Here is a 20,793-nt window from a genome sequence, read left to right on the forward strand (position 1 = left end):
TCCATTCCCACTAGCCATGTGGATTCGGAAGTTCTTTTTCACATTTGCGTATCACGTTCTTGACCGAAAGCCCAACAATTGAGACTCAGTGAGCCCAGGACATAGGACTGAAAAAGCTTCTTCGCCGAGCGCTGATCATCCGCAGCCCCCATCGCGTAAAACAGCGGTGAAAAATGCTCTATCCCATAAGAGGGAACCGCCTGTTTGGCATAAGGAGCCTTTTTGTCATATTGGAACAAATGACGCAAATTCCAGTCCTGAAGCTGCTGACCGATCCAGTCATCATATTGAACCGCCCAATCCGCAGGCTCATTCGTCTGCTTGAGTGTTCGCAAATTGTGGACCAACCCACCGCTACCGATGATCAAAATGCCCTGTTCACGCAACGGTGCCAGCATCCGCCCAATCTCATACTGCTCCTGCGGAGCACGCCTAGAATCAATAGAGAGCGGGACGACCGGGATGTCCGCATCAGGATATATATGCCGCAAAACCACCCATGCTCCATGATCCAGTCCCCGGTTCCGAACCGGCTGGTGGAACAGGTTATGCTGACTGAATAGATGCTCTATCTCCTCATACAGCTTCGGATCGCCTGGTGCAGGGTAATCGAGTGTGTACATTTGTTCAGGAAAGCCATAGAAATCGTGCAGCGCTGCATGCTGATCATCCGCGCCGATACATTGATCAGCACTATCCCAATGCGCGGAAAAAATGACTATTCCTTTGGGTCGGGGCAGGCTCGCGCCCAGCTCTGCAAGAAAGCTGGTGTATGCATTGTTTTCTAAAGCCAGTGTCGGTGAACCATGCGCAACAAAAATTGAGGGTAATGTCATCGCTGCCAACCTCCACACGCCAGTATAGTGTTACTCTTCCATTTTACTCCGGTGGAGGCGCAATTTCCAATACAATCCGTTACAGCCTGAAATCAGATCATCCAGTGCTGCCAATCCCTCTGAATATTCTCCTGCTCATCCAGCCATTCCAGCGTCCGGTCGATCAACCGTTGCCGTTCTTTACCGGAAGAGAAGGTATGATCTCCCTGAAAAATAATTTCTTTGTCGCAACGTCCCTCTGGACGCATCCAAAATACCTTTTGAAACAGGAACGCATAGTCCACAGGAATGATATCATCCGAGGTTCCGTGAATAACGAGCACATCCCCGTTAAACTTGACGGCCTCCTGAAACGGCTGGAACTGGGCAAGCGATTCAAAATAAGTAGGTGTGAACTTGTAGCCCAAATAGTCGGCCTGACCGCTTTTCACGGATTCATCGTACACGCTCCGCTCCGTAATTTTAACAATGTCATTGAACGGGTAGCCGACCGCCGACCAAAGCACCAGATTTTGTACTCTCTTGTCCCGTACTGCTGTGAGAAGGGCGACCGCGCCACCCAAACTGTGACCGATCAGCGTCACCTTGGTCGGGTCGATGTCTGCACAATTCACGGCATAATCGAGCACGGTACGTGTCTGATTAATCATCGACTCCAGCCCTTGCTTGCCGTAGTCACCCGTGCTTTCCCCGCAACCGGCAAAATCAAAGCGCAGGACAAAATATCCCCCTTCCGCAAGCTCACGTGCAGTCTTTACGAATAACCGATCTACCCCAATACGATTGCCCACAAATCCGTGGCATATCACTACGAGCGGTACCCGTCTCTGACGGTCTCCTTCATTCGGATTGCTCGGATAATGAATCGTTGCGGTCAGCTCCTCATTTTCAAAGCGAATTCCAATTTGCCGTTCCATCATGATTGTCCCCCTGTTTCAAGCTTCACCGTCACCAAGCTGCTATGCTGCATGGGCAACCCTACCTTGCGAAGCTTCTCGTAATGATTACTGATTGATAACTAATGATTTAAAGCGAATATGTCAAACGTATATTGTAACATGGATACACAGTAAAATATCCATTCACTTTAATTCCGATAAGTTTAATAAGTTTTATAGTAAAGTCAGTCTATCATTGCCCTGCTTCCTTGTCAACCTGTCAGTTATAACGGAGAAAAAGGGAACAAATGGCACTCCCCGCAACGAATAACGGAGAGCGCCATATTGCATTACTTGACGGGGAAAATTACTTTCATCCCGCAGACTATTCGTAGCTGTTCCTGAACATTTCGTGGGTCTCCGTACGCCCCTCCCACTCCAGCCTACAAGAGACACCGCTATTCTGATCCTCATGCCATAAGCTGCGGTAGCTCTCTTCACCCAGATCACCTGCAAACTCGGTATCCTGAGCCCATTCAGCATCGTTCAGAATACGGTACGTCGGGGATGTCCCCTGAACGCTCCGATGACTCACGTTCACAGGCAAGGCCTCCACGCTGTTTCTAACTGGAGCGGCCTCCAGCCGTTTATTAACCGTATAATCCGCCTGCTTATCCAGCTTCATGATGCCACATCCTCTCCACATTTACATTCAGGATGCTCCGCGTGCTCACCCTTTATCCAGTTTGAGGAGAATGCAGCGGTAATATACATTGCGCAGACAAAGCCTTTTGCCATCCGCAGCTTACTCACGTATACTGTTTTTGTTACGGATTGGCGGTTCCGCCAGACCGGAATACGCCCGCAAAGCAGGAGGAAGCAATGAATAAAGCCAAAAATTATACGCTTATTGCATGGATTGCCTTGTCCATGTTTTTTTTGACACAGGCGATCATCGGATGGTTTGTAACATTTACAGGCGGAGATGTTGCTCCTTTTGAAAAAGTTAACCTGTCCACCCTAATCATCATCGCCGCAGGAGCCATCCTGCTGGTTGAAGCGCTGATGAATTTTATGGACCGCCCGGAAGAAGGAGAGGAAGCACAGCAAGACTATACGCCCGTGAAGCCCCGCATAGACCTCAAGTCCATCTTGCTGTATGTCGTGTTAGTCGTGGTGATTCTGGTCGCAGGGTTGGCCCTGCGCAGCGCACTGCCCGTGTTCAGCATTTCACCCTGGGTGAATCTGATCCTTGCCGCCATCGGCTTTATTGGACTCAAGCCGATTTTTTTGCGCAAAAAACGTTCATAACTCGCAATCCTCATGTATACCGAAGCTGCCCGATTTTTGTTCGCGGCGGCTCTTTTGGTTATTTTACAACTCTTACAACTCCCAATTACGATTGGCCCTGTCTTTTCTGTCGTGTTTGCAGCCCCGGAGTTGTGCCATACTGGCGCTTGTACATCCGTATAAAATAATCTATCTGGCATCCGACTTGCAGCTTAGGTGTTCGCCAAAAAGCCGTATTCCCCACCTGCAATAAGTGCATTGGGAATACGGCTTTGATGTACGTTAAAGCTTATTTGGAAAAGAGTTGCTCTGCATTATCCAGAGCGATTTTGTGTCCCATTGCCGAATAGTCCAGCCAAGGCTGTCCGTCCAGCATGTAGACATGGCCCTGCTTCACTGCTTTGAGTCCTTGCCATACCGCGTTTCCTTCCAGTTGCGCATACACCTTTTGGGCATCCGCTCCTTTACTGATAATGACAAAGATCGCATCGGCATCATAATCCGGCAAAACCTCCTGGGATACGACCTGATATGCCTTGTTAATCTTTTCCACACCCTTGGCTGGCTTCAAGCCCAAATCCTGATACAACAGCGGTCCTACCGGGCGCTTCATGCCCATCACACGGACTTCCTTCGCCGTAACACGAATAGCCATCACGGTTCCGTCGCCGATTTTTTGATGGATCAGCTTTTTAACCCGTTCCTGTTGGGCATCGTAATCTTTTAGGAAAGCGTCCGCCTGTGCTTCATGCTTGACCATAACGGCTATTTTTTTCAGTTGGTCCTTCCATGTGCCCTCGTCCAGATCAAAGACCTCGGTCGGCGCGATTTTTTCATACTTGGCTACATCGGTTCCCGAATATTTTTTGTCGAGAAAAATATGGTCAGGTTGCAGCTCCAGCACGGCTTCCATATCCGGGTCTGTGACAACGCCCAGCTTGCGGGTATTTTGGAGACGATCTTTTACATGGGGTAAAAAGTCCTTAACATCTCCACCGATGACCGAACCAGCCGGAGTAATGCCCAGCGCCAGCAAATTGTTCGTTAAATGAATGGACATAGAAGCAATACGCGAATCCGCGCTGACCGTTTTCTCACCGTTGTCCGCCGCTTTCGTATCGGCAGCTTTGTTGTCTGCTGCTTGTCCACAAGCGGACAGCACCACCATACATAAAATAAGAACCATGCCCACCCACGAACGCTTGAATCCTGAATAATTGGAACCATTTTTTGTCATTACTATTCCTCCTATGTCATAAAAGCTCCATATAAAATGATCTATATAGAAAGCTTCAGCTTGTTGGTTTATGTACCTATTCCATCTGTCATTTCGTACGGGACAGCAAAAATAAAAAATACGGAGCCCCTACCACAGCAACCACCACACCCGCCGGAATCGCATTCGGCTGAAACACAGAGCGTCCAATCGTATCCGCGGTGACCAAAATGACGATTCCGACAAAGCAGGCCACTGGCAGCAAATGCTGATACATTGGCCCAACCAGACGGCGAGCCAGATGAGGCGCAATCAGCCCAATGAAGCCAATGCCTCCGGCCATGGACACACTGGCGCTGGATAGAGCCACGGCTGCTCCCAGCAGCAACAGACGCTGCCGTTTCACACTCGTGCCGATTCCAGCCGCCGTCTCGTCGCCCAGCGACAGATTGTTCAGGCTGCGCGTCTGTGACAGAACGTAAGGCAGCACAATAACAATCCACGGCAGCAAAGCCGCCGCATGTATCCAGTCCCGGCCCCATACGCTGCCAGCCAACCAACGTGCGGTGAACGCGTAAGTATCCTCATCGAGTCGCAAGGACCAATACAGCGTTATCGCGCTGAGGCCCGAGGCTACACCGATGCCGGACAGGATCAGACGCACAGGCACGATTCCTTTGTTCCGGTTGTAGGACAACAGCACAATCAGCACCGCCGCCACGACACCTCCTGCAAAAGTAAACAGGGGGATCAGCACGGCTGCCGATCCTTCAAGATCGCGAAAGAAACTGACGAACATCACCAATCCTAACGCAGCCCCCGCGTGCAGCCCCAGCACCCCCGGGTCAGCGAGTGCGTTCCGCGACAAGCCCTGCATAACAGCCCCAGCTGCTCCCAATCCAGCCCCGGCCAATACCGTTACAACGATACGCGGCAGACGGTATTCGAACAGGACGATATGATCACGCCCGCTGCCACCACCAAACAGTGTATCCAGCACACGCAGCGGTGGAATACGAATCGTTCCGGTATTCAAACTCAATACAATGACGGCAAAGCTGATCGCCGCCAAAGCCAAGCAGACGATCAAAGCCTTTGTCCTTCTTGCATCCCCGGTTCCTAAAGAGCGAATCATTACAAATCCCTCCTTTCCTTACGGGCAAGAAAGAGGAAAAAAGGCACTCCGATAAAGGACACCATAATTCCAATAGCGAGCTCCTCGGGCGGATTCGCCATTCTCGCCCCCAAATCAGCCAACACCAGCAGCACAGCCCCCAATAACGCAGACAGCGGTACGATTTGGCGGTAATCCACACCAATCAGCTTGCGGGCGATATGCGGAATAACCAGCCCTACAAAACCGATGGCCCCGGCTGCGGACACGGACAATCCGGCCAGTACCACCACGGTCAACAGACCCAGCAGCCGGATACGCTTGAGATTTAATCCAAGATTCAGCGCCACCTCATCGCCCATCGAAATCAGTGAAATAGAGCGTGCCAGCCCCATAGACCAGGCGATCACAATCAGCAAAATCGGCGCAAGAATCTCAAGCTGAGACCATTTGATTCCGGCGACACCACCCGCATACCAAAAGGCCAAATCCTGACTCAGATCAAAATAAATCGCAATTCCCGAAGTCATAGAGCCTAGCAGAGCAGCCGTCACTGCTCCAGATACCGTCAATCTCATCGGCGTCAATCCTCCGGGCGCGGAAGCTCCCAGACCAAATACCAGCAAGGTGCTCATCAGCGCCCCGAGGAATGACAATACGATTAACGTCCCATAAGGAAGGTTGGGGAAAAAGGCAAAACTTACAGCGACCACAAACATCGCTCCTGCGTTAATGCCTAACACACCTGTATCTCCCAGCGGGTTGCGCGTAATACCCTGAATCAGAGAGCCTGCCACCGCCAGTGCAGCTCCGATGACAGCCGCCCCCAGCACACGCGGTAATCTCAGCTCATGAATGATCTGATGTGTCATCAATGAACGATCATAGTGAAATATCGCCGCCCATACCGTGCCTAATGTCAAGTCCTTGGCTCCAAGGGAAATCGCGGCAAACATAGCCAAGGCCAGCAGCACAGCAGAACCTATGAATAGCAGCGCCTGCCGAATCCGGCCCGCCCGGAGTAAAGGACGGGCTACCAAGACTACTTCGGGAGTTGTGCCTTCTGTACGAGCCGCATGTTTGTCCGTTTTGCCTTTAAACTGCATTCGTGAGGCCACTCCCTCCATACCTGAAACCACCATAACGCTCATGACGATGGCGATAATGATAATTATTATCAACTTGATTTATAATAGCATGTTTCTATGACATTGCAAGCCAAAAACTGCTCCTCCTATGAGGAACAGTTTTTGGATATACCTAGGTAAGATCGCTATATGGATGACTCCATGTAGCCCACATTTTTTAGTACGTAGGCCAACCTGCGGAGTCCCATTTCAGATCACTAATCAGCAGCTTTGGATTTCCGTTATCAGTGGCATCATACGCATGACGCGCAATCACACTATTGTTATAAATGGACTGACCGCCCGGTCCCTTCCAACGGTCATTCCCCGCATCCAATATGGTTCCGCCGCCATCCATCAGTTTTTTACCACTCTTGTCCACATACGGTCCAGTAATACTGGTGGAGCGACCGTAAATAATTTTGTAATTACTGTTTACGCCCTGGCAGCAGTTATCAATGGAAGCAAACAGATAATAATAACCGTCTCGGTATGTAACATGTGGAGCTTCCAGACCACCAGCGGTACGCTTCGCGATGGAATAAATCTGCCCTGTAGGCTTCATCGTATTTTTGTCCAAACGTGTGATTTTCAGGCCTGTGTTCCAGGAACCGAAGGAAAGCCACGGGTTACCGGAAGCGTCAATGACCAGATTCGGGTCAATGGCATTGTAATCGTCAGATTGCGTCGTACGCAGCACCAGCCCGTCATCTCTCCAGCTCCCTGCTCCTATGCTCGTTGCAGAAGTCAATCCGATGGCCGAAGTGCGGAACCCGAAAGTAGATATGGAGTAGTAAACCCATACTCGTCCATTGTACTTTTGAGCATCCGGTGCCCATATATCATTCGTAGTTTGATTAGGCACATACGATTTCCACCAGGATAGCGGTGATAAGAAGATTTGCGGCAATCTGTAAAAATTGCGTCCATCATCCGACCTTTGTACCTGTATTCCCTGACCCGTGGAGAAAATATACCACGCATTGCCTTCCTTCGTGATGGATGGATCATGTACCGCCACATCGCCAGTTAATGCCCAATGCTCTGCCGATGCGGATGGCATCACGGATAGCAACAACGCAGCCGAGGTTACGGCGGCAAACGCCGTTCGGGCTATTTTACCCCGCACTGATTTTTTCCAAGATTCCAACATTCTACGCACCTCCGAAATAGTTCCATATGATAGAAATCATTTGACACACATATTACATTAGTGTTTATACTTACGAAGTTACCCATATATTAACCTATTAACTTCCGTTTTGTAAACGCTTTATTTCAAATCATAGGAAATTCCCAAACTACGCATAATGTTGTTCATACAAAAAAGGAGCCCCTAGGCTCCTCCCTTGTTAAATCAGCATATTAAACAGATTTTCGTTTTTGTTCAGTTCCGTATATTCGAGCCCCTTGCGGTTCATTCGTTCAATCAAAGGAAGGTAGTCTTCCTTGTGAAACAGCTCAATGCCGACCAGCGCCGGGCCGTTCTCCTTGTCGTTCTTTTTCGTATACTCAAACCTTGTGATGTCATCGTCCGGTCCAAGCACATCCTGAAGAAACTCACGCAGCGCTCCTGCTCTTTGCGGGAACTTTACCATAAAATAATGCTTCAGTCCTTCGTAAATCAGGGACCGTTCCTTAATCTCCTGCATACGGTCAATATCGTTGTTGCCACCGCTGACGATGCAGACAACCGTTTTGCCCTGAATCTGTTCACGATACATATCCAATGCTGCTACAGGCAACGCACCCGCAGGCTCCACAACAATCGCATTTTCATTATACAATTCCAAAATCGCAGTACACGCCTTACCTTCCGGCACCTTCACAATATCGTCCAGGGTACGTGTACAAATGTCATACGTTAACTGACCGACACGCTTAACAGCGGCCCCGTCAATGAACTTGTCTATTTGCTCCAGCGTAACCACCTTGTTCAAACGCATCGCTTCCGTCATCGACGCCGCGCCAAGCGGCTCTACGCCAATTACCTTGGTAGACGGACTGACCGTTTTGAAATACGTGCCTACGCCTGCCGCCAAACCGCCACCGCCAATGGTCACGAACACATAATCCGCTGGCGAATCCAAACTTTCCATCACTTCCATCGCAATCGTACCGTTGCCTGCTATAATTTTCGACTGATCAAACGGATGGATAAAGGTCATCTCCTGCTCGCTGCACACCTTTATCGCCTCATCGTATGCATCGTCGAACGTATCCCCGGTCAGGATCACCTCCACACTGCTGCCGCCAAAGCGACGAACCTGCTTCACCTTCTGATTGGGTGTTGTGCTCGGCATAAATATTTTGCCGTGAATGCCCAGCGCATTACATGAAAAAGCAACACCTTGCGCATGATTCCCCGCACTCGCACACACGATGCCCTTTTCCATCTGCTCGGGAGTCAGGCTGCGAATCATGTTGTAGGCTCCACGGATTTTAAAGGACCGCACGACCTGGAGATCCTCTCTTTTCAGATACACGTTACAGTTATATTTGGCCGACAGGACGGCATCCCGCTGCAAAGGTGTACGTACAATAACCTCACGCAGCATATGATGCGCCCGTACAATATCCTCCATGCTGACGGTTGACGTCATCGGGGCCGGATCGGTTTTCTGGGTTTCTGTTGGTTCCATAGGTTCTCCACGCTCCGCCTGAATATGTCTGTATTTGAAATCTTTCAAATATCATACCACGTTTACCTATAGCTTGTGCAGGTTATAGAGCATGAAAATGAGAATGAAAATCAATTATATTCAAAAAAAGCAGACCGGGACGATCCCCGACCTGCTTTTCCTGACGTTATACGTTTCTTTTATTCAATCGTTCCCTTAATAGCATGGAACATTATCCTTTTACCCCGCCTGCGGTCATTCCCTCAATAAAGTAACGCTGGAAGAACAGAAACACGACGAGAATTGGCAAAATAGCCAGCACCGACCCGGCGATTAGCACATCATAATTGTTGCCATACGGCGTCAACAGACTGGACAGACCAATCGGCAGTGTCAGCATATCGTTGGTACGCAGTACGATCATCGGCCACAGGAAGTTATTCCAGCTATTCATCGCCTGCAAAATAGCCATCGCTGCGAATGCGGGCGCCATCAGAGGCATCATAATCCGCACGAAAATGCCATACTCTGAACAGCCGTCAACCCGTGCAGCATCCATAAAATCCTTCGGTACCCCGCTCAAATATTGACGGAAGAAAAAGATCGGAATCGGCGCGACCACAAATGGCAGAATGACGCCCCATACCGTGTTGATCAGCTTCATGCCGATCATCAGCTTATAGAGTGGAAGCATAATAATTTCTACTGGAATCATCATCACGACCAGTACGAGCGTAAAAATCACATTTTTCAGTTTGAAACGATACATTTCCAGTCCATAGCCCACCATGGCGGACAATATCAGACATAGCACCGTAAATAGGACGGTAATCACAACACTGTTCCAGTACCATTGAAAATAATCCGTCGTCCCCTGAAAGATGAACGCGTAATTTTTCAAGGACATGATGCTCCACTCCAGCTTGAGATTCAAGCCGTACCGCAGCAGCTCCGTCGATGGCTTGAAGGAGGCAAGCGTCACGGCAAATAGCGGAAACAGGGCAAACCCTGCAAACAGGATGAACAGAACAACGAGCAGTGCGGATAACGCGCCTTTTTGCTTCTGAACCATCGCTTAGTCCTCCTTCCGAAACAAGCCAAAAAATTTGAGCTGGACCAGGTTCAGCAGCAGCGTAAATACGAGCAATACAATACCCACTGCGGCTCCGAAGCCCATACTGTTTTGCTCCAGACCTTGACGGTACAGATAACCGACAATTGTTAAGCCGATATCATTCGGAGAGTTGTTCCCGTTCCACAGCATGTAGCTCTCCGTGAACATCGACAACCCTGCATAGATACTAATCGTAAATACGTAGATCGTCACCGGTTTCAGCATCGGAATCGTAATCCGCCAAAAGGAATCAAAGCGGCTGGCTCCATCAATCTGCGCGGCTTCGTACAGCTCGGGGGGAATGTTTTGCAGTCCCGACATGTAATACAGCATATTTACACCCAGCCATCTCCACAAGGCCAGTACGATCAACGCTAAAAATCCGGTGTTGGCGTTCATCAGCCATTTGTACGGCTCCAGGCCGAACACACCAAGCAAGGAATTCATCAGCGAACCGTCCAGTTCTCCGAACATGAGCCGGAAAATCGTCCCCGCCACCACGACCGAGGTCAGTGCAGGTATAAACATCACCGAGCGAAACAGACCTCTGCCTGGCATTTTAGGCGAATTCAACAGGACCGCCAGCACCAGCGGCAGCGGAATCAGCACCACCAGCGTAAGCAAGGTATACAGGACGCTGTTCAGAATCGCTTTTCCAAACGTGGGATTGACCAAATCTTTATAATTTTCCAGTCCGACATAAGTCGTTATGCCAGGCAGCACTTCCTGAAAGCTCATAATGACTGTCGAGATGACCGGGTACGCAAAAAACAGCACAAAAGACAGTAGAAACGGAAGGACAAACACATACGGCGCCGTGCGGCTGGAATGAATAAAGCGGCTCCATCGGCTTCTGGTCGGACGCTGAGGCTTCGGCGGCTGACCTGTCGGTACATTTGCGTTCGTATGAACGGGCGTTGCCATGAATCTCACTCCCTTTCCTGTTGAGGTCTATCTCAATTCATCTGCCAGCTCATGCAGCACCGTGGCCGGATCTTCGCCATTCAGCAGTGTTCGGTAAAGTATTTTATTGCGAACTGCACTGGCGATATCAGGCGTTTTCGGTCCGATATGCACCGCATTGATCTCATCTTTTACCTCAATGAGCGTATCAAAAATATTCGTTCCGAAATAATCCGTAAACTTATTCTTCGCTTTGACTTCCGGCAACGTCCATACTTCACTGCGGATCGGATCAAAGCCGAGCTGCTTCCATATCTCTACATTCCCTTGCTTGGACAGCTTGGCAAAAGCCAGAAAACGCATCGCCAGATCCTGGTGCTTCGATTGGTTCGTGACCACCGTACCGGTTCCGCCCATCCCCGCTGAACGAGAGCCGCCTTTTTCCCACGCTGGCAACGGTCGGATGATGATTTTCCCTTTCAGGTCAGGCATGTAATCCGTAAAACGTCCCATATACCACATCGGCATCCACACCGAAGCGGCTCCGCCTTTGTTCATAAACCCGTAGTATTCCTCCATATGGTGTCCACCGCCCGGAGCAGGAATGGCGATTTTGTCCTTCACCATCTGCTGGAGAAATTCAAGTGTTTTAATATTCGTTTCGTTATCCAGCGTCAGTTCACCCTTGTCATCCAGGAAATCCGATTTTTGCTGGGAGATCATCGGCCAGTAATTCCACAGGTCATTCGTTTCTACGGTCGCCATCGGCTTGCCCGTCTTCGCCAGCACTTGCTTACCCGCCGCAGCATAATCTGCCCATGTCACAATAGAATCCGGGTTTACCCCCGCCTGATCCAAAATTTCTTTATTGTAATACATCACTTCGGCTCCGACATGAAAATCAATACCGTAATACTTCCCGTCCTTACCGTAAATCTGTACTCTGGAAGGCACAATGTTTTTCATCTCCGGGTCAATCACCGGATTGAGCGGAACCAGTTGCGGTATCCCTTTGAGGAAATTACCGATCTTGTTCACCTCGATATCCGCAATATCCGGTGCCCCTACCCCTGATTGCAACGCAATCGACAGCTTGCTGTGGTGGTTATCATATGGAAATGTATTCGCTTTCAAAATAATCGGTTCATCAGGGTGCAGTTGGTTCCATTGGTCGGCCATTTGCAGAAAAAACTTCTCATGCAGTTCATTAAACGTCCACAATACCAGTTCAGTTCCCGGCCCATCCTTTTCGTCGGCCTTGAAAGAACAGCCTTGCAGCAGTCCAGCCAGCAGAACCACCGCCATGAGCATCAACGCCATGCTTTTTCTTCGCAGCAGCATATCCTTCCCCCTTCGCATGATGAAAAGATGATTCCTTAAAATGATTGCGCTTTCTTTCTTATTTAACATCAAGCCAAATTAGTTTACAAGAACATTATTTATAAAAAATACATTTTTAGCGCAAAACTAGCGTCTACATTGCATTATAGGGGGAAATTGAATTGAATGGGGATATGATGATTTTTGCATAAAAAAGCGACCCGGCTCCAATTAAAATTCGGAGTGGGTCGCGCCCTTCTACCTATTCTTGGGAATGTGCTGCCTCGTCCTTAACTTCCTCACGAAACGATCTAATACTTTCTTTGCGGCGGTTATTTTTTTCTTCGATTTGCTTACGCTCCTCGTCACTGATTTCAGAGGAAAATTCATTCAGATACCCTTCAGCTTCATACAGGTTCTGCTGTGTATTCTGGATACTTTGTTGCAAATGTTCAACATTATCGGCTCGATTATCTGGTTTTGCCATTTCGTTTGTCTCCTCCTAATAATGGGATCGCTCACTGGAGCGCTAATCCGTAGCTTGATCGTTATCGGATCATTTTATGCATTCCTGCGCCATTATTAATGAAACGGAGTAACTTCTATTATTTTTCCAGGTCATTCAGGACAAAATGCTCTGCAAACCACTTGCCTGCGGCTTCGGCCTCGGTACGGGTCAATTGGTGACCATTGCGTTCCCAATGTGCATCTACCTGCGCGCCTGCGCCTTCCAGCAAGGTTTGCAGTTCACGGGATTCCGCAACCGGAACAATCGGGTCGTTTTCACCGGAAGACAGGAAGACAGGAACACCATTCAAGTCTGGCAGATTCAATCCACGCAACGGCACCATCGCATGATGGAGAATAGCCCCGCGCAGCGCTTTGGCATCGTGAAAGAGCATGTTGGCCGCTATGTTCGCTCCATTGGAATACCCGAGAGCTACGACGTTGTTGCGGTCAAAATTGTATTGCCCCGCAGCCGTATCCACAAATTCGCTCAGTTCTTTGGTACGAAATACAAGATCCTCTATATCGAACACCCCCTCTGCCAAACGGCGGAAGAAACGAGGCATTCCATTTTCCAGCACATTTCCCCTCACGCCTAACACAGATGCTCCTGGTGCAACCAAATCAGCCAATGGTATCAAATCTTGTTCATTCCCGCCGGTACCGTGCAGCAGCAATAGCACCGGGGCTTGTGGATTACTTCCTTTACGGAAAACGTGTTTCATATCTATTTCCTCCTTAATAAGTATTCAGTATATTCATTTAACATTAAGAATCTTATTTTTTGTATAAATGAATTATAGCGAACTTCCCGACCTTTTACAATCGAAATCAGCAAACCTGCTCTAAACCTTTTTCTAAAATGATGTATTTATCCGTTGACAAGTATCATAGCTCTATTTTACTATTGTATTATATATTTAGAGAATTATCTAAATATCTAAAGGAGTGAGCAAAAATTGAATGATGCCTTTAAAGCCTTGGCCGATCCGACCCGGCGCAAAATATTGCAGCTTTTGAAAGAGAAAAGCATGAGCGCAGGCGATGTCGCCGAGCATTTTCAAATCAGCAAGCCCAGCATATCCCACCATCTGAATCTGCTAAAGCAGGCGGGACTTGTGCTGGATGAGCGACAGGGACAAAGCATTATTTACACCTTGCATACAACGGTTGTAGCGGATGTCATCGGTTGGATGTTCAGCATCGCCCAATCTGATGCCCCTGTAAAACAAAATTCGAAGGACACCAAGGATACGGAGGAATCTGAATGAAATCACCTGTGAGATGGAGCTTTATGGATGTTTTAACGACTTTGATTGCCTTATCACCTGCTATAGGCGCTTTACTGCTGTATAACCGGCTTCCCGATGTGCTGGCCTCTCATTTTAGCTTTGACAATACAGCAGACGGGTATATGAGTAAAAACAGTTCTATTCTCATGCTGGTGCTGTTGGGGCTGGTGCCTTTGCTCCTTCGGCTATCCCGCTACATGGACCCTAACAGAGCAAATTTCGAGAAATTTGCTAAAGCCTATGAGGTTACGCGTGTAGGCACTTCGCTCATTCTCGCTATAGCCGGTTGGGGAATGCTGCTGTATAACCTGAATTATCAGTTGCAGATGGTTACAATCATTTATGGAGTGCTGGGCCTGATGCTGCTGGTGCTGGGTAATTATTTGACTCAGGTACAGCCTAACTTTTTCTTCGGCATCCGCACACTATGGACGCTGAAGAACCCGGAGGTATGGCGTAAAACGCACCGTTTCGGCGGCCCTATGATGATGCTTGGTGGTGCTTCGGGCCTGGTGGCGGCATGGGTCGGTGGAGCGGCGGGAACGGTCATTTTTCTCACTGGAATGGGTATATCCGTCGTCGCCCCCATCCTCTACTCCTTCCTCCTTTATCGCAAATTAAATCAAAAGTAGGGATAAACAAAGAACCTCCAAAACCACGATACACGTGGAATTGAAGGTTCTTTTTCATTCTAAAACTAGAACAACAGCTTATCGGGATGAGTGCCCACACGCTCATCAAGATGAAGTGCGTTGATTCGGTTAATATCCTCTGCCGTCAGTTCAAAATCGAACAAATCAGCATTTTCGCGGATACGATGTGCGGTTACAGATTTGGGAATCGTCACGATACCCCGATCCAGATGCCAGCGCAAAATAACCTGCGACGAGGTTTTGCCGTATTTTGCAGCAATCTCAACGATATCCGCTTGCTCGGTCAATTTACCCTTCATCAGTGGACTCCATGATTCAAGCTGAATCTGGTGCTCCCGGCAGTATTGATGCAGCTCTTGCTGTGTCAGACGCGGATGAAGCTCCACTTGGTTGATTGTAGGCACGATGTTGCTATCTTTCAGGAGGTTTTCGAGGTGGTGAACTTGGAAGTTGCTGACTCCGATAGCGCGTACGCTTCCTTCTTCATACAGGCGTTCAAATGCCTTCCAGGTTTCCTTGTACTTGTCCTTGCCAGGCCAATGAATGAGATACAGATCAATGATGTCCAGACCCAGTCGCTTACGGCTTTCATCGAAGGCACGCAGTGTTGAGTCGAAGCCCTGATCCTCATTCCACAGCTTGGTGGTAATGAAAAGTTTTTCTCTATCCGCCCCGCTGTCACGGATGGCTTGTCCAACCAATTCCTCATTGCCATAGATCGCCGCCGTATCAATGTGACGATAGCCCACCTCAATGGCCGTTTTGACTGCTTCGTAGACCTCATTGCCTTCCGCCTTGTACGTACCAAAACCCAGCCAAGGCATCTGAACTCCATTATTCAGTACAGTTGTATCCGCAATGTTCCCCATGTCTATCTCCTCCTGTTCCTGATTATGATTTAGAAAACGGGCTGATTACAATTTTGTTGCATCCTGAAAAGCATTGACTTGAAGCGGAGCAGCCAGCAATTCTTTAGCTGCGGCAACAAATGCCTGGAAATGGGCAGACTTGTTATGGAAATCTACAGCAGCAGCATCTTTCCACTCTTCAACCATGGTAAAAGCGTTGGGATCATTCAGATCCTGCATCAGCGTGTAGCGTACATTACCTTCTTCGGCTTGTGATGCGCTAATCAAACCCTTGGTTTGTTCCAGAAAAGCCTCTCTTTTTTCAGGTAAAACTTTCATATCAGCATGAATAATAATCATGATATTTTCCTCCTCACATTATGTAACTATTTCTATTATAGACCATTCATTCGACAGATTAAAAGTGCGGGCGTTCCTGTAATACAGTAAAATGGATCGTGTTGGAGAGAAAATCAGGCGATCGACCCTCCTATATCTTGCTTGACAGCGGTGAATGCACGTGTGTTTTCAGACAAAACTAATCCTTTTCATATCCCTTTTAGTGCTGGTGGTCACCGGGCTGTTGGGATCATCCTTTCGATATATGCTCACCTCTCTGCCCTGTATGGAATTCCCGCAGGCATCGTGACAGCCATTATTGGCGCACCGTACTATCTGTATTTGCTGTTACGGGAACGCAAGCAAAAAGGCAACGGGTAGGGGTTACATTTCCACCTGTACACCAATGCGCTGATTGATTTCTTTTCTGAACGATTCATCACGCAATAGCCGTTCTTTAAATTCATTCATCATATTTTGCAAGGAGGCATTCGTGAACGGGTCCAGGTCGTTAAAGAAGACCGCCATTTCCGTCGAATGTCCTTCCTTGTCCGTCGCATACATGGCCAGGGTGAGGACATATTCGGTAGATCCGCCCTTTTGTCCGGAATGTTGTAGCCATTCCTGATTTTCCGGATGATCCATCAGTTGCTCCATGACCTCAGACAATAATTTTTGCTCGGCTTTAGTAAAGCCTTGACGGCTATTCAGCTTACTCATCAAGGACGCATAATCCGCCGTCGTCGAAGCTATAAAACGTTCCGTATTCATTCGATCAAATTCCCGATCATACCATGTCGCGATAGCGGCATTTCTCTTATAAGAACCGCTCGTATCACGAGCCAGCTTGTTATGGATCATCTGGGCATGTTGGCGGAACTGCACATCAGACATCGCTTGAACGGCTGCTTTGGCAGAATTGCTATACTTTGCACCATCCCATGCCCGTCCCTGGGTCTCTCTCATCCATTCATAAGGAATCAGAATGGAAGATACAAATGGATAAATCGGATCATGATCCTGGAGTCCCAAGGTAGTTTTCGTTTGGTTAATCTGTTCCAAGCCCAGTCTGTCCATTAAATACTCGGTATTGGCATTGGAGCTAAACCGAATCATCCCTTTAGCGACTTCGCGCATAGATACGGTTCCGTTCTTCAACTGTCCTTTGGCTTCCATCTCCTTCAACCATGCCGGATGTGCGCCACCATTCAGACGCGGTAGATAGAATCGCTCCAGCGCAGTCAGCTTGATCCGTTCATCCGGGTTGATTGTACCTGCCGCCGCCTGCTTGGCATATTCCACCGCAATCACCGTCTTGACTGTACTCGCCAAGGGCATCATCCGGTGTTCCTCACGACCTGCCAGCTTCTTTCCATCCCTCAGAATCGTAATGGATGCTTTCTCTGGATGTTCCTCTAAAAAGCGCAGCACGCGATGGGCGCTATCCTGCTCAATCGTTTCCTCCTTAGCGTCAGCTGCAATGGCAGTTGCGGGCCGAACAGTATCCGGGGTATTAGCCATTCTGTCCTGCTTCGATGATGGCAATCCCACTGCCATACCAATCACGATGAGTACCGCAGCCAAGCCCATCGCTATGATCACAAGCTGCTTTCGTTTCACTATATACCTCCCCCCGTATGCACTCAGCATACAGGTTTATTTTCCCATTTTTATACTTCAGTTTCTATTGTAAACGAAAACAAAGCACAAAAAGTTTCATTACATGTCATATTTGAAAATAAATTCAAAAAGGAGAGCCTCCCTGCATATAACACAGGTTGACTCTCCTTCACTAACCTTCCACCCTTACGCTGGATGTGGTACTTCTGTTCCGTTTAGGATCAGGCGCATGCGAATCTCCGCTTTTAAGGAATCGGATACGGCACAATATTTTTCCTTACCCATCTGAATCGCTTTCCACACGCGGTAATCCGGAACATCGCCATCTACATGGAACGTCAGATCAATCGCTGTAAAACCCTTCGGCATTTCTTCCCTACGCGTACCTTCTGCGTCAATATCAATACGGGTAATGTCCGACAGGAAGCGATCCAGAATCATCGTAATATCAATGCCAATACATCCCGCCAGACCCGCCAGCAGCAACTCCATCGGTGTCATGCCTTTGCCATCGCCGCCATAAGCTGCCGTAGCATCCATCCCAACGGAATAACCGGACGGTCCCTCCGAGGTAAACGCACGTTTGCCGTGCCAAGTTGTAGATACTTTCATGTTCAAAGGCCTTCTTTCATCTTAATAATCTATAATCTGTTCTTATTCTCGCTTCAAAACTCACTGATTTGACGCAAAAATTTCTGTGTTCTCTCATGCTGGGGAGCCTCGAAAAACGCCTGTGGCGCAGCCTTCTCCAAAATCACACCATCCGCCATAAATACAACCTTGTCCGCCACCTCGCGGGCAAATTTCATTTCATGAGTGACGACGACCATCGTCATCCCGTCCTGGGCCAGCTCCCGCATAACGCCCAGCACCTCCCCGACCAGCTCGGGATCGAGCGCTGATGTCGGCTCGTCGAATAGCATGATTGCCGGGTCCATCGCCAGCGCACGCGCAATCGCTACCCGCTGCTGCTGTCCACCGGACAAACGCGAAGGATGAGCATCCTGCTTGTCCGACAAACCCACACGCTCCAGCAACCGCTGTCCGATGGACATAGCCTTGTCACGCGGCATTTTTTTCACTGTCAGCAGCCCTTCAATGACATTGCCGATTGCTGTTTTGTGCGGATACAGATTGAATTGCTGAAATACCATCCCCGTCTGCCTGCGAATATCACGAATGGCTGCTTGCCGGGTACGAAGAGGAGCCGTAGCATTTACCTCGATCCCGTTCACCTCAAACTTGCCGGAAGACAATTCCTCCAGACCGTTCAAGCAGCGCAGCAAGGTGCTTTTACCCGAACCACTCGGGCCGAGCAACACGACGATTTCACGCGCGGCCACCTGAAAATCAATGCTTTTTAACACTTCCACCTGACCGAAGCGTTTACCCAAACCGCTTGTTGTTATCATCCTCTATCATCTCCACCTTAATAAGCTCGGGCCAGACGCTTTTCCACCCGCTCCAGTATAGCGGAGAACCCAATGCTCATGATCCAGTACATGATGCCAATTTCGAGCAAAAACGGCATATAGCGCAGATACTGTGCCTGTAAAAGCTGTGCCTGACGCATCAGCTCACTTACCCCAATCACCGAAACGAGCGACGTTTCCTTAAGCATACCGACAAATGTATTGCCCATCGGCGGAATCGCAATTCGCACGGCCTGCGGAAGAATGATGCGCCACATCGTTTGACCCGGTGACATTCCGGTTGCATAGGCCGCTTCGGTTTGACCCTTTGGCACCGCTAAAATAGCCCCACGAAACGTCTCCGATAAATACGCCCCTGTATTGATACTTAGTGCAAGACAAGCAGCCGTCAGCGAGCCAAACGATATTCCGTAATCATCCAGTCCATAGTAAATGACCGCAATCTGCACCAAAACCGGTGTTCCCCGAATGATAGATACATAACTCCCCGCCAGCCAACGAACCGGACGATTTCCCTTTAAGCGGGCGACTGCCACCACCAAGCCGATCATAAGGCCAAATAGCATGGAAACAATCGTGATATACAGCGTATAATAAGCGCCCTTCAACAAAAAAGGAACGTTTTCCCACATTAATTCAAGCATCGTATATATTCCCTTCTTTCAGACGAGTGGCTCCATGTCAGCATAAAAGCCAAGACCGGAGCCAGACGCCTGTAACAGGCTTACGTTATTCTTTCGGCTCCTCGCCGAACCATTTTTTGAAAATCGTTTTATAGGTGCCGTCTTCCTTCATTTCTTTCAGAGCCTTGTTCAAGGCTGCTTTGAGCTCAGGAGTATCCTTGTTAATAGCCACACCCGCTTGGTCGGATTTAATTGGCTCGCCTACCGCCTTAATCTGGAAGCCATTTTTATCAACAATGGGCTTGAGTGCATACAGATTGTTGATTGTTGCGTCAATTCGACCAGAGTTCAGATCCTTCAAGGAAGTAATGACATCATCATACGTTTTAATCTCAAAATCGCCGACCTTCGGCAGCACTTCGTTACGCAGATAGGACTCATCATTTGTTCCCAAGCCGACACCAATCGTTTTACCTTTAAAATCCTCCAGCTTGGTAATATCGTTTGTTTTGTTGTTCACGATGATATTTACATTGTTGGTGATATACGGCTCTGTGAAATCAATGACCTTTTCACGGTCTGGCGTAATCGTCACCTGGCTAATCACCGCATCGAATTTCTTCTTTTGCAGACTTGGAATGAGTCCCGAAAATTCTTGTGCCGTGAACTCCGCTTTGACCCCGATACGCTTCGCCAATTCATTCGCGATATCAACATCAAATCCGTCCAATTCCTTTTTATCGTTCAAAAAATTGTACGGCTGGTACGTCCCCATCATTCCAACCTTGATCACTCCAGCCTTCTTGATTGCTTCGAGCTGATTACCCGCTGCCGCCTCATTGCTGCTGCCCGCTCCGTTGCTGCTGTTGGCAGCTTCCGGTTTCGTTCCACAAGCGCTCAGCACCAGACTGAACATGGCCAAAGCCATCAGTGTAGTTACCAGGAACCCTCTTTTACGTGTTTTCATGAATCGTTCTCTCCTGTCTGGATGTAAATGATTGAGTACATATGTGTATTTTGGCTCTATTATTCGCCTCTTACTGCCAATTCATGCGATGT

At 48.6% G+C, this 20,793-nt stretch carries 24 protein-coding genes; 4 read left to right on the forward strand and 20 right to left on the reverse strand.

Annotated elements, in window-relative coordinates; genetic code table 11:
• Positions 1-38: 38 nt before the first annotated feature.
• From ACQ4MX_RS10050 to ACQ4MX_RS10060, 3 genes are all read right to left on the reverse strand, one after another.
• Positions 39-836 (reverse strand): dioxygenase family protein, encoded by a 798-nt coding sequence (locus ACQ4MX_RS10050; RefSeq protein ID WP_431090408.1) that lies wholly within the window; start codon positions 834-836, stop codon positions 39-41.
• A 92-nt stretch (positions 837-928) separates the two neighbouring features.
• Positions 929-1,753, reverse strand: coding sequence for an alpha/beta hydrolase family protein (locus ACQ4MX_RS10055; protein ID WP_431091294.1), 825 nt, complete (start codon positions 1,751-1,753; stop codon positions 929-931).
• Positions 1,754-2,099: 346 nt separating this feature from the next.
• Entirely contained in the window at positions 2,100-2,399 is a 300-nt protein-coding gene (locus ACQ4MX_RS10060) for a hypothetical protein (RefSeq protein WP_431090409.1), read from the reverse strand.
• A gap of 197 nt (positions 2,400-2,596) precedes the next feature.
• Between ACQ4MX_RS10060 and ACQ4MX_RS10065 the strand changes: the two genes are divergently transcribed.
• Positions 2,597-3,025, forward strand: coding sequence for a hypothetical protein (locus tag ACQ4MX_RS10065; RefSeq protein WP_134911159.1), 429 nt, complete (start codon positions 2,597-2,599; stop codon positions 3,023-3,025).
• A 268-nt stretch (positions 3,026-3,293) separates the two neighbouring features.
• Here ACQ4MX_RS10065 and ACQ4MX_RS10070 read toward each other — a convergent pair whose 3' ends face one another.
• The 10 genes from ACQ4MX_RS10070 to ACQ4MX_RS10115 all read right to left on the reverse strand — a co-directional run bounded on the left by ACQ4MX_RS10070 (position 3,294) and on the right by ACQ4MX_RS10115 (position 13,651).
• Entirely contained in the window at positions 3,294-4,241 is a 948-nt protein-coding gene (locus tag ACQ4MX_RS10070; RefSeq protein ID WP_431090410.1) for an ABC transporter substrate-binding protein, read from the reverse strand.
• A gap of 88 nt (positions 4,242-4,329) precedes the next feature.
• Entirely contained in the window at positions 4,330-5,355 is a 1,026-nt protein-coding gene (locus ACQ4MX_RS10075; RefSeq protein ID WP_431090411.1) for a FecCD family ABC transporter permease, read from the reverse strand.
• Positions 5,355-6,440, reverse strand: coding sequence for a FecCD family ABC transporter permease (locus ACQ4MX_RS10080; protein ID WP_431091295.1), 1,086 nt, complete (start codon positions 6,438-6,440; stop codon positions 5,355-5,357). Before ACQ4MX_RS10080 ends, ACQ4MX_RS10075 begins: the two co-directional genes overlap by 1 nt.
• A 199-nt stretch (positions 6,441-6,639) precedes the next feature.
• Positions 6,640-7,614: a glycoside hydrolase family 43 protein gene (locus tag ACQ4MX_RS10085; RefSeq protein ID WP_431090412.1), complete on the reverse strand. Its 975-nt coding sequence runs from the start codon at positions 7,612-7,614 to the stop codon at positions 6,640-6,642.
• Between the two features lie 199 nt (positions 7,615-7,813).
• Positions 7,814-9,103: a threonine ammonia-lyase IlvA gene (ilvA, locus tag ACQ4MX_RS10090; RefSeq protein ID WP_431091296.1), complete on the reverse strand. Its 1,290-nt coding sequence runs from the start codon at positions 9,101-9,103 to the stop codon at positions 7,814-7,816.
• Between the two features lie 211 nt (positions 9,104-9,314).
• Positions 9,315-10,154, reverse strand: a complete 840-nt coding sequence (locus tag ACQ4MX_RS10095) for a carbohydrate ABC transporter permease (RefSeq protein WP_431090413.1) — start codon at positions 10,152-10,154, stop codon at positions 9,315-9,317.
• 3 nt (positions 10,155-10,157) lie between these two features.
• The gene (locus ACQ4MX_RS10100) at positions 10,158-11,120 is read right to left on the reverse strand and encodes a carbohydrate ABC transporter permease (protein ID WP_431090414.1); all 963 of its coding nucleotides are present in this window, start codon (positions 11,118-11,120) and stop codon (positions 10,158-10,160) included.
• Between the two features lie 27 nt (positions 11,121-11,147).
• On the reverse strand, positions 11,148-12,440 hold the full coding sequence (locus tag ACQ4MX_RS10105; protein ID WP_044647029.1) for an ABC transporter substrate-binding protein: 1,293 nt from the start codon (positions 12,438-12,440) through the stop codon (positions 11,148-11,150).
• A 241-nt stretch (positions 12,441-12,681) separates the two neighbouring features.
• Positions 12,682-12,906 carry a small acid-soluble spore protein Tlp gene (gene tlp, locus ACQ4MX_RS10110; RefSeq protein WP_044647028.1) on the reverse strand — a complete coding sequence of 75 codons (225 nt, stop codon included), beginning with the start codon at positions 12,904-12,906 and terminating at the stop codon, positions 12,682-12,684.
• Between the two features lie 118 nt (positions 12,907-13,024).
• Complete coding sequence (locus ACQ4MX_RS10115; RefSeq protein ID WP_431090415.1) at positions 13,025-13,651, reverse strand: alpha/beta hydrolase; 627 nt, start codon at positions 13,649-13,651, stop codon at positions 13,025-13,027.
• A 234-nt stretch (positions 13,652-13,885) separates the two neighbouring features.
• Here ACQ4MX_RS10115 and ACQ4MX_RS10120 point away from each other — a divergent pair, with 234 nt between their 5' ends.
• Together ACQ4MX_RS10120 and ACQ4MX_RS10125 are read left to right on the forward strand one after the other, a co-directional pair.
• Positions 13,886-14,197, forward strand: a complete 312-nt coding sequence (locus tag ACQ4MX_RS10120; protein WP_025715558.1) for an autorepressor SdpR family transcription factor — start codon at positions 13,886-13,888, stop codon at positions 14,195-14,197.
• Positions 14,194-14,850, forward strand: a complete 657-nt coding sequence (locus ACQ4MX_RS10125; protein ID WP_431090416.1) for an SdpI family protein — start codon at positions 14,194-14,196, stop codon at positions 14,848-14,850. The genes ACQ4MX_RS10120 and ACQ4MX_RS10125 overlap by 4 nt, the downstream gene beginning before the upstream one ends.
• 65 nt (positions 14,851-14,915) lie before the next feature.
• Here ACQ4MX_RS10125 and ACQ4MX_RS10130 read toward each other — a convergent pair whose 3' ends face one another.
• Together ACQ4MX_RS10130 and ACQ4MX_RS10135 are read right to left on the reverse strand one after the other, a co-directional pair.
• A complete protein-coding gene (locus ACQ4MX_RS10130; protein WP_431090418.1) occupies positions 14,916-15,740 on the reverse strand; it encodes an aldo/keto reductase in 825 nt (274 codons plus the stop codon).
• A 45-nt stretch (positions 15,741-15,785) separates the two neighbouring features.
• A complete protein-coding gene (locus tag ACQ4MX_RS10135; protein WP_134911171.1) occupies positions 15,786-16,079 on the reverse strand; it encodes a putative quinol monooxygenase in 294 nt (97 codons plus the stop codon).
• A gap of 162 nt (positions 16,080-16,241) precedes the next feature.
• On the opposite strand from ACQ4MX_RS10135, the gene ACQ4MX_RS10140 reads away from it, so the two are divergent.
• Entirely contained in the window at positions 16,242-16,439 is a 198-nt protein-coding gene (locus ACQ4MX_RS10140) for a hypothetical protein (protein ID WP_431090419.1), read from the forward strand.
• Between the two features lie 3 nt (positions 16,440-16,442).
• Here the strand turns inward: ACQ4MX_RS10140 and ACQ4MX_RS10145 are convergent, their stop codons facing one another.
• From ACQ4MX_RS10145 to ACQ4MX_RS10165, 5 genes are all read right to left on the reverse strand, one after another.
• A complete protein-coding gene (locus tag ACQ4MX_RS10145) occupies positions 16,443-17,678 on the reverse strand; it encodes a serine hydrolase (protein ID WP_431090420.1) in 1,236 nt (411 codons plus the stop codon).
• A 186-nt stretch (positions 17,679-17,864) separates the two neighbouring features.
• Positions 17,865-18,290, reverse strand: a complete 426-nt coding sequence (locus ACQ4MX_RS10150) for an OsmC family protein (protein WP_431090421.1) — start codon at positions 18,288-18,290, stop codon at positions 17,865-17,867.
• A 53-nt stretch (positions 18,291-18,343) separates the two neighbouring features.
• Positions 18,344-19,090 carry an amino acid ABC transporter ATP-binding protein gene (locus tag ACQ4MX_RS10155; RefSeq protein ID WP_431090423.1) on the reverse strand — a complete coding sequence of 249 codons (747 nt, stop codon included), beginning with the start codon at positions 19,088-19,090 and terminating at the stop codon, positions 18,344-18,346.
• A 17-nt stretch (positions 19,091-19,107) separates the two neighbouring features.
• Positions 19,108-19,755: an amino acid ABC transporter permease gene (locus ACQ4MX_RS10160; protein ID WP_431090424.1), complete on the reverse strand. Its 648-nt coding sequence runs from the start codon at positions 19,753-19,755 to the stop codon at positions 19,108-19,110.
• Positions 19,756-19,840: 85 nt separating this feature from the next.
• The gene (locus tag ACQ4MX_RS10165) at positions 19,841-20,701 is read right to left on the reverse strand and encodes a transporter substrate-binding domain-containing protein (RefSeq protein ID WP_044647018.1); all 861 of its coding nucleotides are present in this window, start codon (positions 20,699-20,701) and stop codon (positions 19,841-19,843) included.
• Positions 20,702-20,793 lie beyond the last annotated feature (92 nt).

The organism is Paenibacillus sp. 8b26 (assembly GCF_050626875.1).
GTDB lineage: Bacteria > Bacillota > Bacilli > Paenibacillales > Paenibacillaceae > Paenibacillus.

Bases quoted from the DNA above. Each gene is read 5' to 3' on its own strand.
- ACQ4MX_RS10130 (WP_431090418.1), bottom strand. From the start codon at position 15,740: ATGGGGAACATTGCGGATACAACTGTACTGAATAATGGAGTTCAGATG.
- ACQ4MX_RS10125 (WP_431090416.1), top strand. From the start codon at position 14,194: ATGAAATCACCTGTGAGATGGAGCTTTATGGATGTTTTAACGACTTTG.
- ilvA (WP_431091296.1), bottom strand. From the start codon at position 9,103: ATGGAACCAACAGAAACCCAGAAAACCGATCCGGCCCCGATGACGTCA.
- ACQ4MX_RS10095 (WP_431090413.1), bottom strand. From the start codon at position 10,154: ATGGTTCAGAAGCAAAAAGGCGCGTTATCCGCACTGCTCGTTGTTCTG.
- tlp (WP_044647028.1), bottom strand. From the start codon at position 12,906: ATGGCAAAACCAGATAATCGAGCCGATAATGTTGAACATTTGCAACAA.
- ACQ4MX_RS10080 (WP_431091295.1), bottom strand. From the start codon at position 6,440: ATGCAGTTTAAAGGCAAAACGGACAAACATGCGGCTCGTACAGAAGGC.
- ACQ4MX_RS10115 (WP_431090415.1), bottom strand. From the start codon at position 13,651: ATGAAACACGTTTTCCGTAAAGGAAGTAATCCACAAGCCCCGGTGCTA.
- ACQ4MX_RS10135 (WP_134911171.1), bottom strand. From the start codon at position 16,079: ATGATTATTATTCATGCTGATATGAAAGTTTTACCTGAAAAAAGAGAG.
- ACQ4MX_RS10085 (WP_431090412.1), bottom strand. From the start codon at position 7,614: ATGTTGGAATCTTGGAAAAAATCAGTGCGGGGTAAAATAGCCCGAACG.
- ACQ4MX_RS10050 (WP_431090408.1), bottom strand. From the start codon at position 836: ATGACATTACCCTCAATTTTTGTTGCGCATGGTTCACCGACACTGGCT.
- ACQ4MX_RS10065 (WP_134911159.1), top strand. From the start codon at position 2,597: ATGAATAAAGCCAAAAATTATACGCTTATTGCATGGATTGCCTTGTCC.
- ACQ4MX_RS10165 (WP_044647018.1), bottom strand. From the start codon at position 20,701: ATGAAAACACGTAAAAGAGGGTTCCTGGTAACTACACTGATGGCTTTG.
- ACQ4MX_RS10070 (WP_431090410.1), bottom strand. From the start codon at position 4,241: ATGACAAAAAATGGTTCCAATTATTCAGGATTCAAGCGTTCGTGGGTG.
- ACQ4MX_RS10055 (WP_431091294.1), bottom strand. From the start codon at position 1,753: ATGGAACGGCAAATTGGAATTCGCTTTGAAAATGAGGAGCTGACCGCA.
- ACQ4MX_RS10160 (WP_431090424.1), bottom strand. From the start codon at position 19,755: ATGCTTGAATTAATGTGGGAAAACGTTCCTTTTTTGTTGAAGGGCGCT.
- ACQ4MX_RS10150 (WP_431090421.1), bottom strand. From the start codon at position 18,290: ATGAAAGTATCTACAACTTGGCACGGCAAACGTGCGTTTACCTCGGAG.
- ACQ4MX_RS10100 (WP_431090414.1), bottom strand. From the start codon at position 11,120: ATGGCAACGCCCGTTCATACGAACGCAAATGTACCGACAGGTCAGCCG.
- ACQ4MX_RS10105 (WP_044647029.1), bottom strand. From the start codon at position 12,440: ATGCTGCTGCGAAGAAAAAGCATGGCGTTGATGCTCATGGCGGTGGTT.
- ACQ4MX_RS10155 (WP_431090423.1), bottom strand. From the start codon at position 19,090: ATGATAACAACAAGCGGTTTGGGTAAACGCTTCGGTCAGGTGGAAGTG.
- ACQ4MX_RS10075 (WP_431090411.1), bottom strand. From the start codon at position 5,355: ATGATTCGCTCTTTAGGAACCGGGGATGCAAGAAGGACAAAGGCTTTG.
- ACQ4MX_RS10060 (WP_431090409.1), bottom strand. From the start codon at position 2,399: ATGAAGCTGGATAAGCAGGCGGATTATACGGTTAATAAACGGCTGGAG.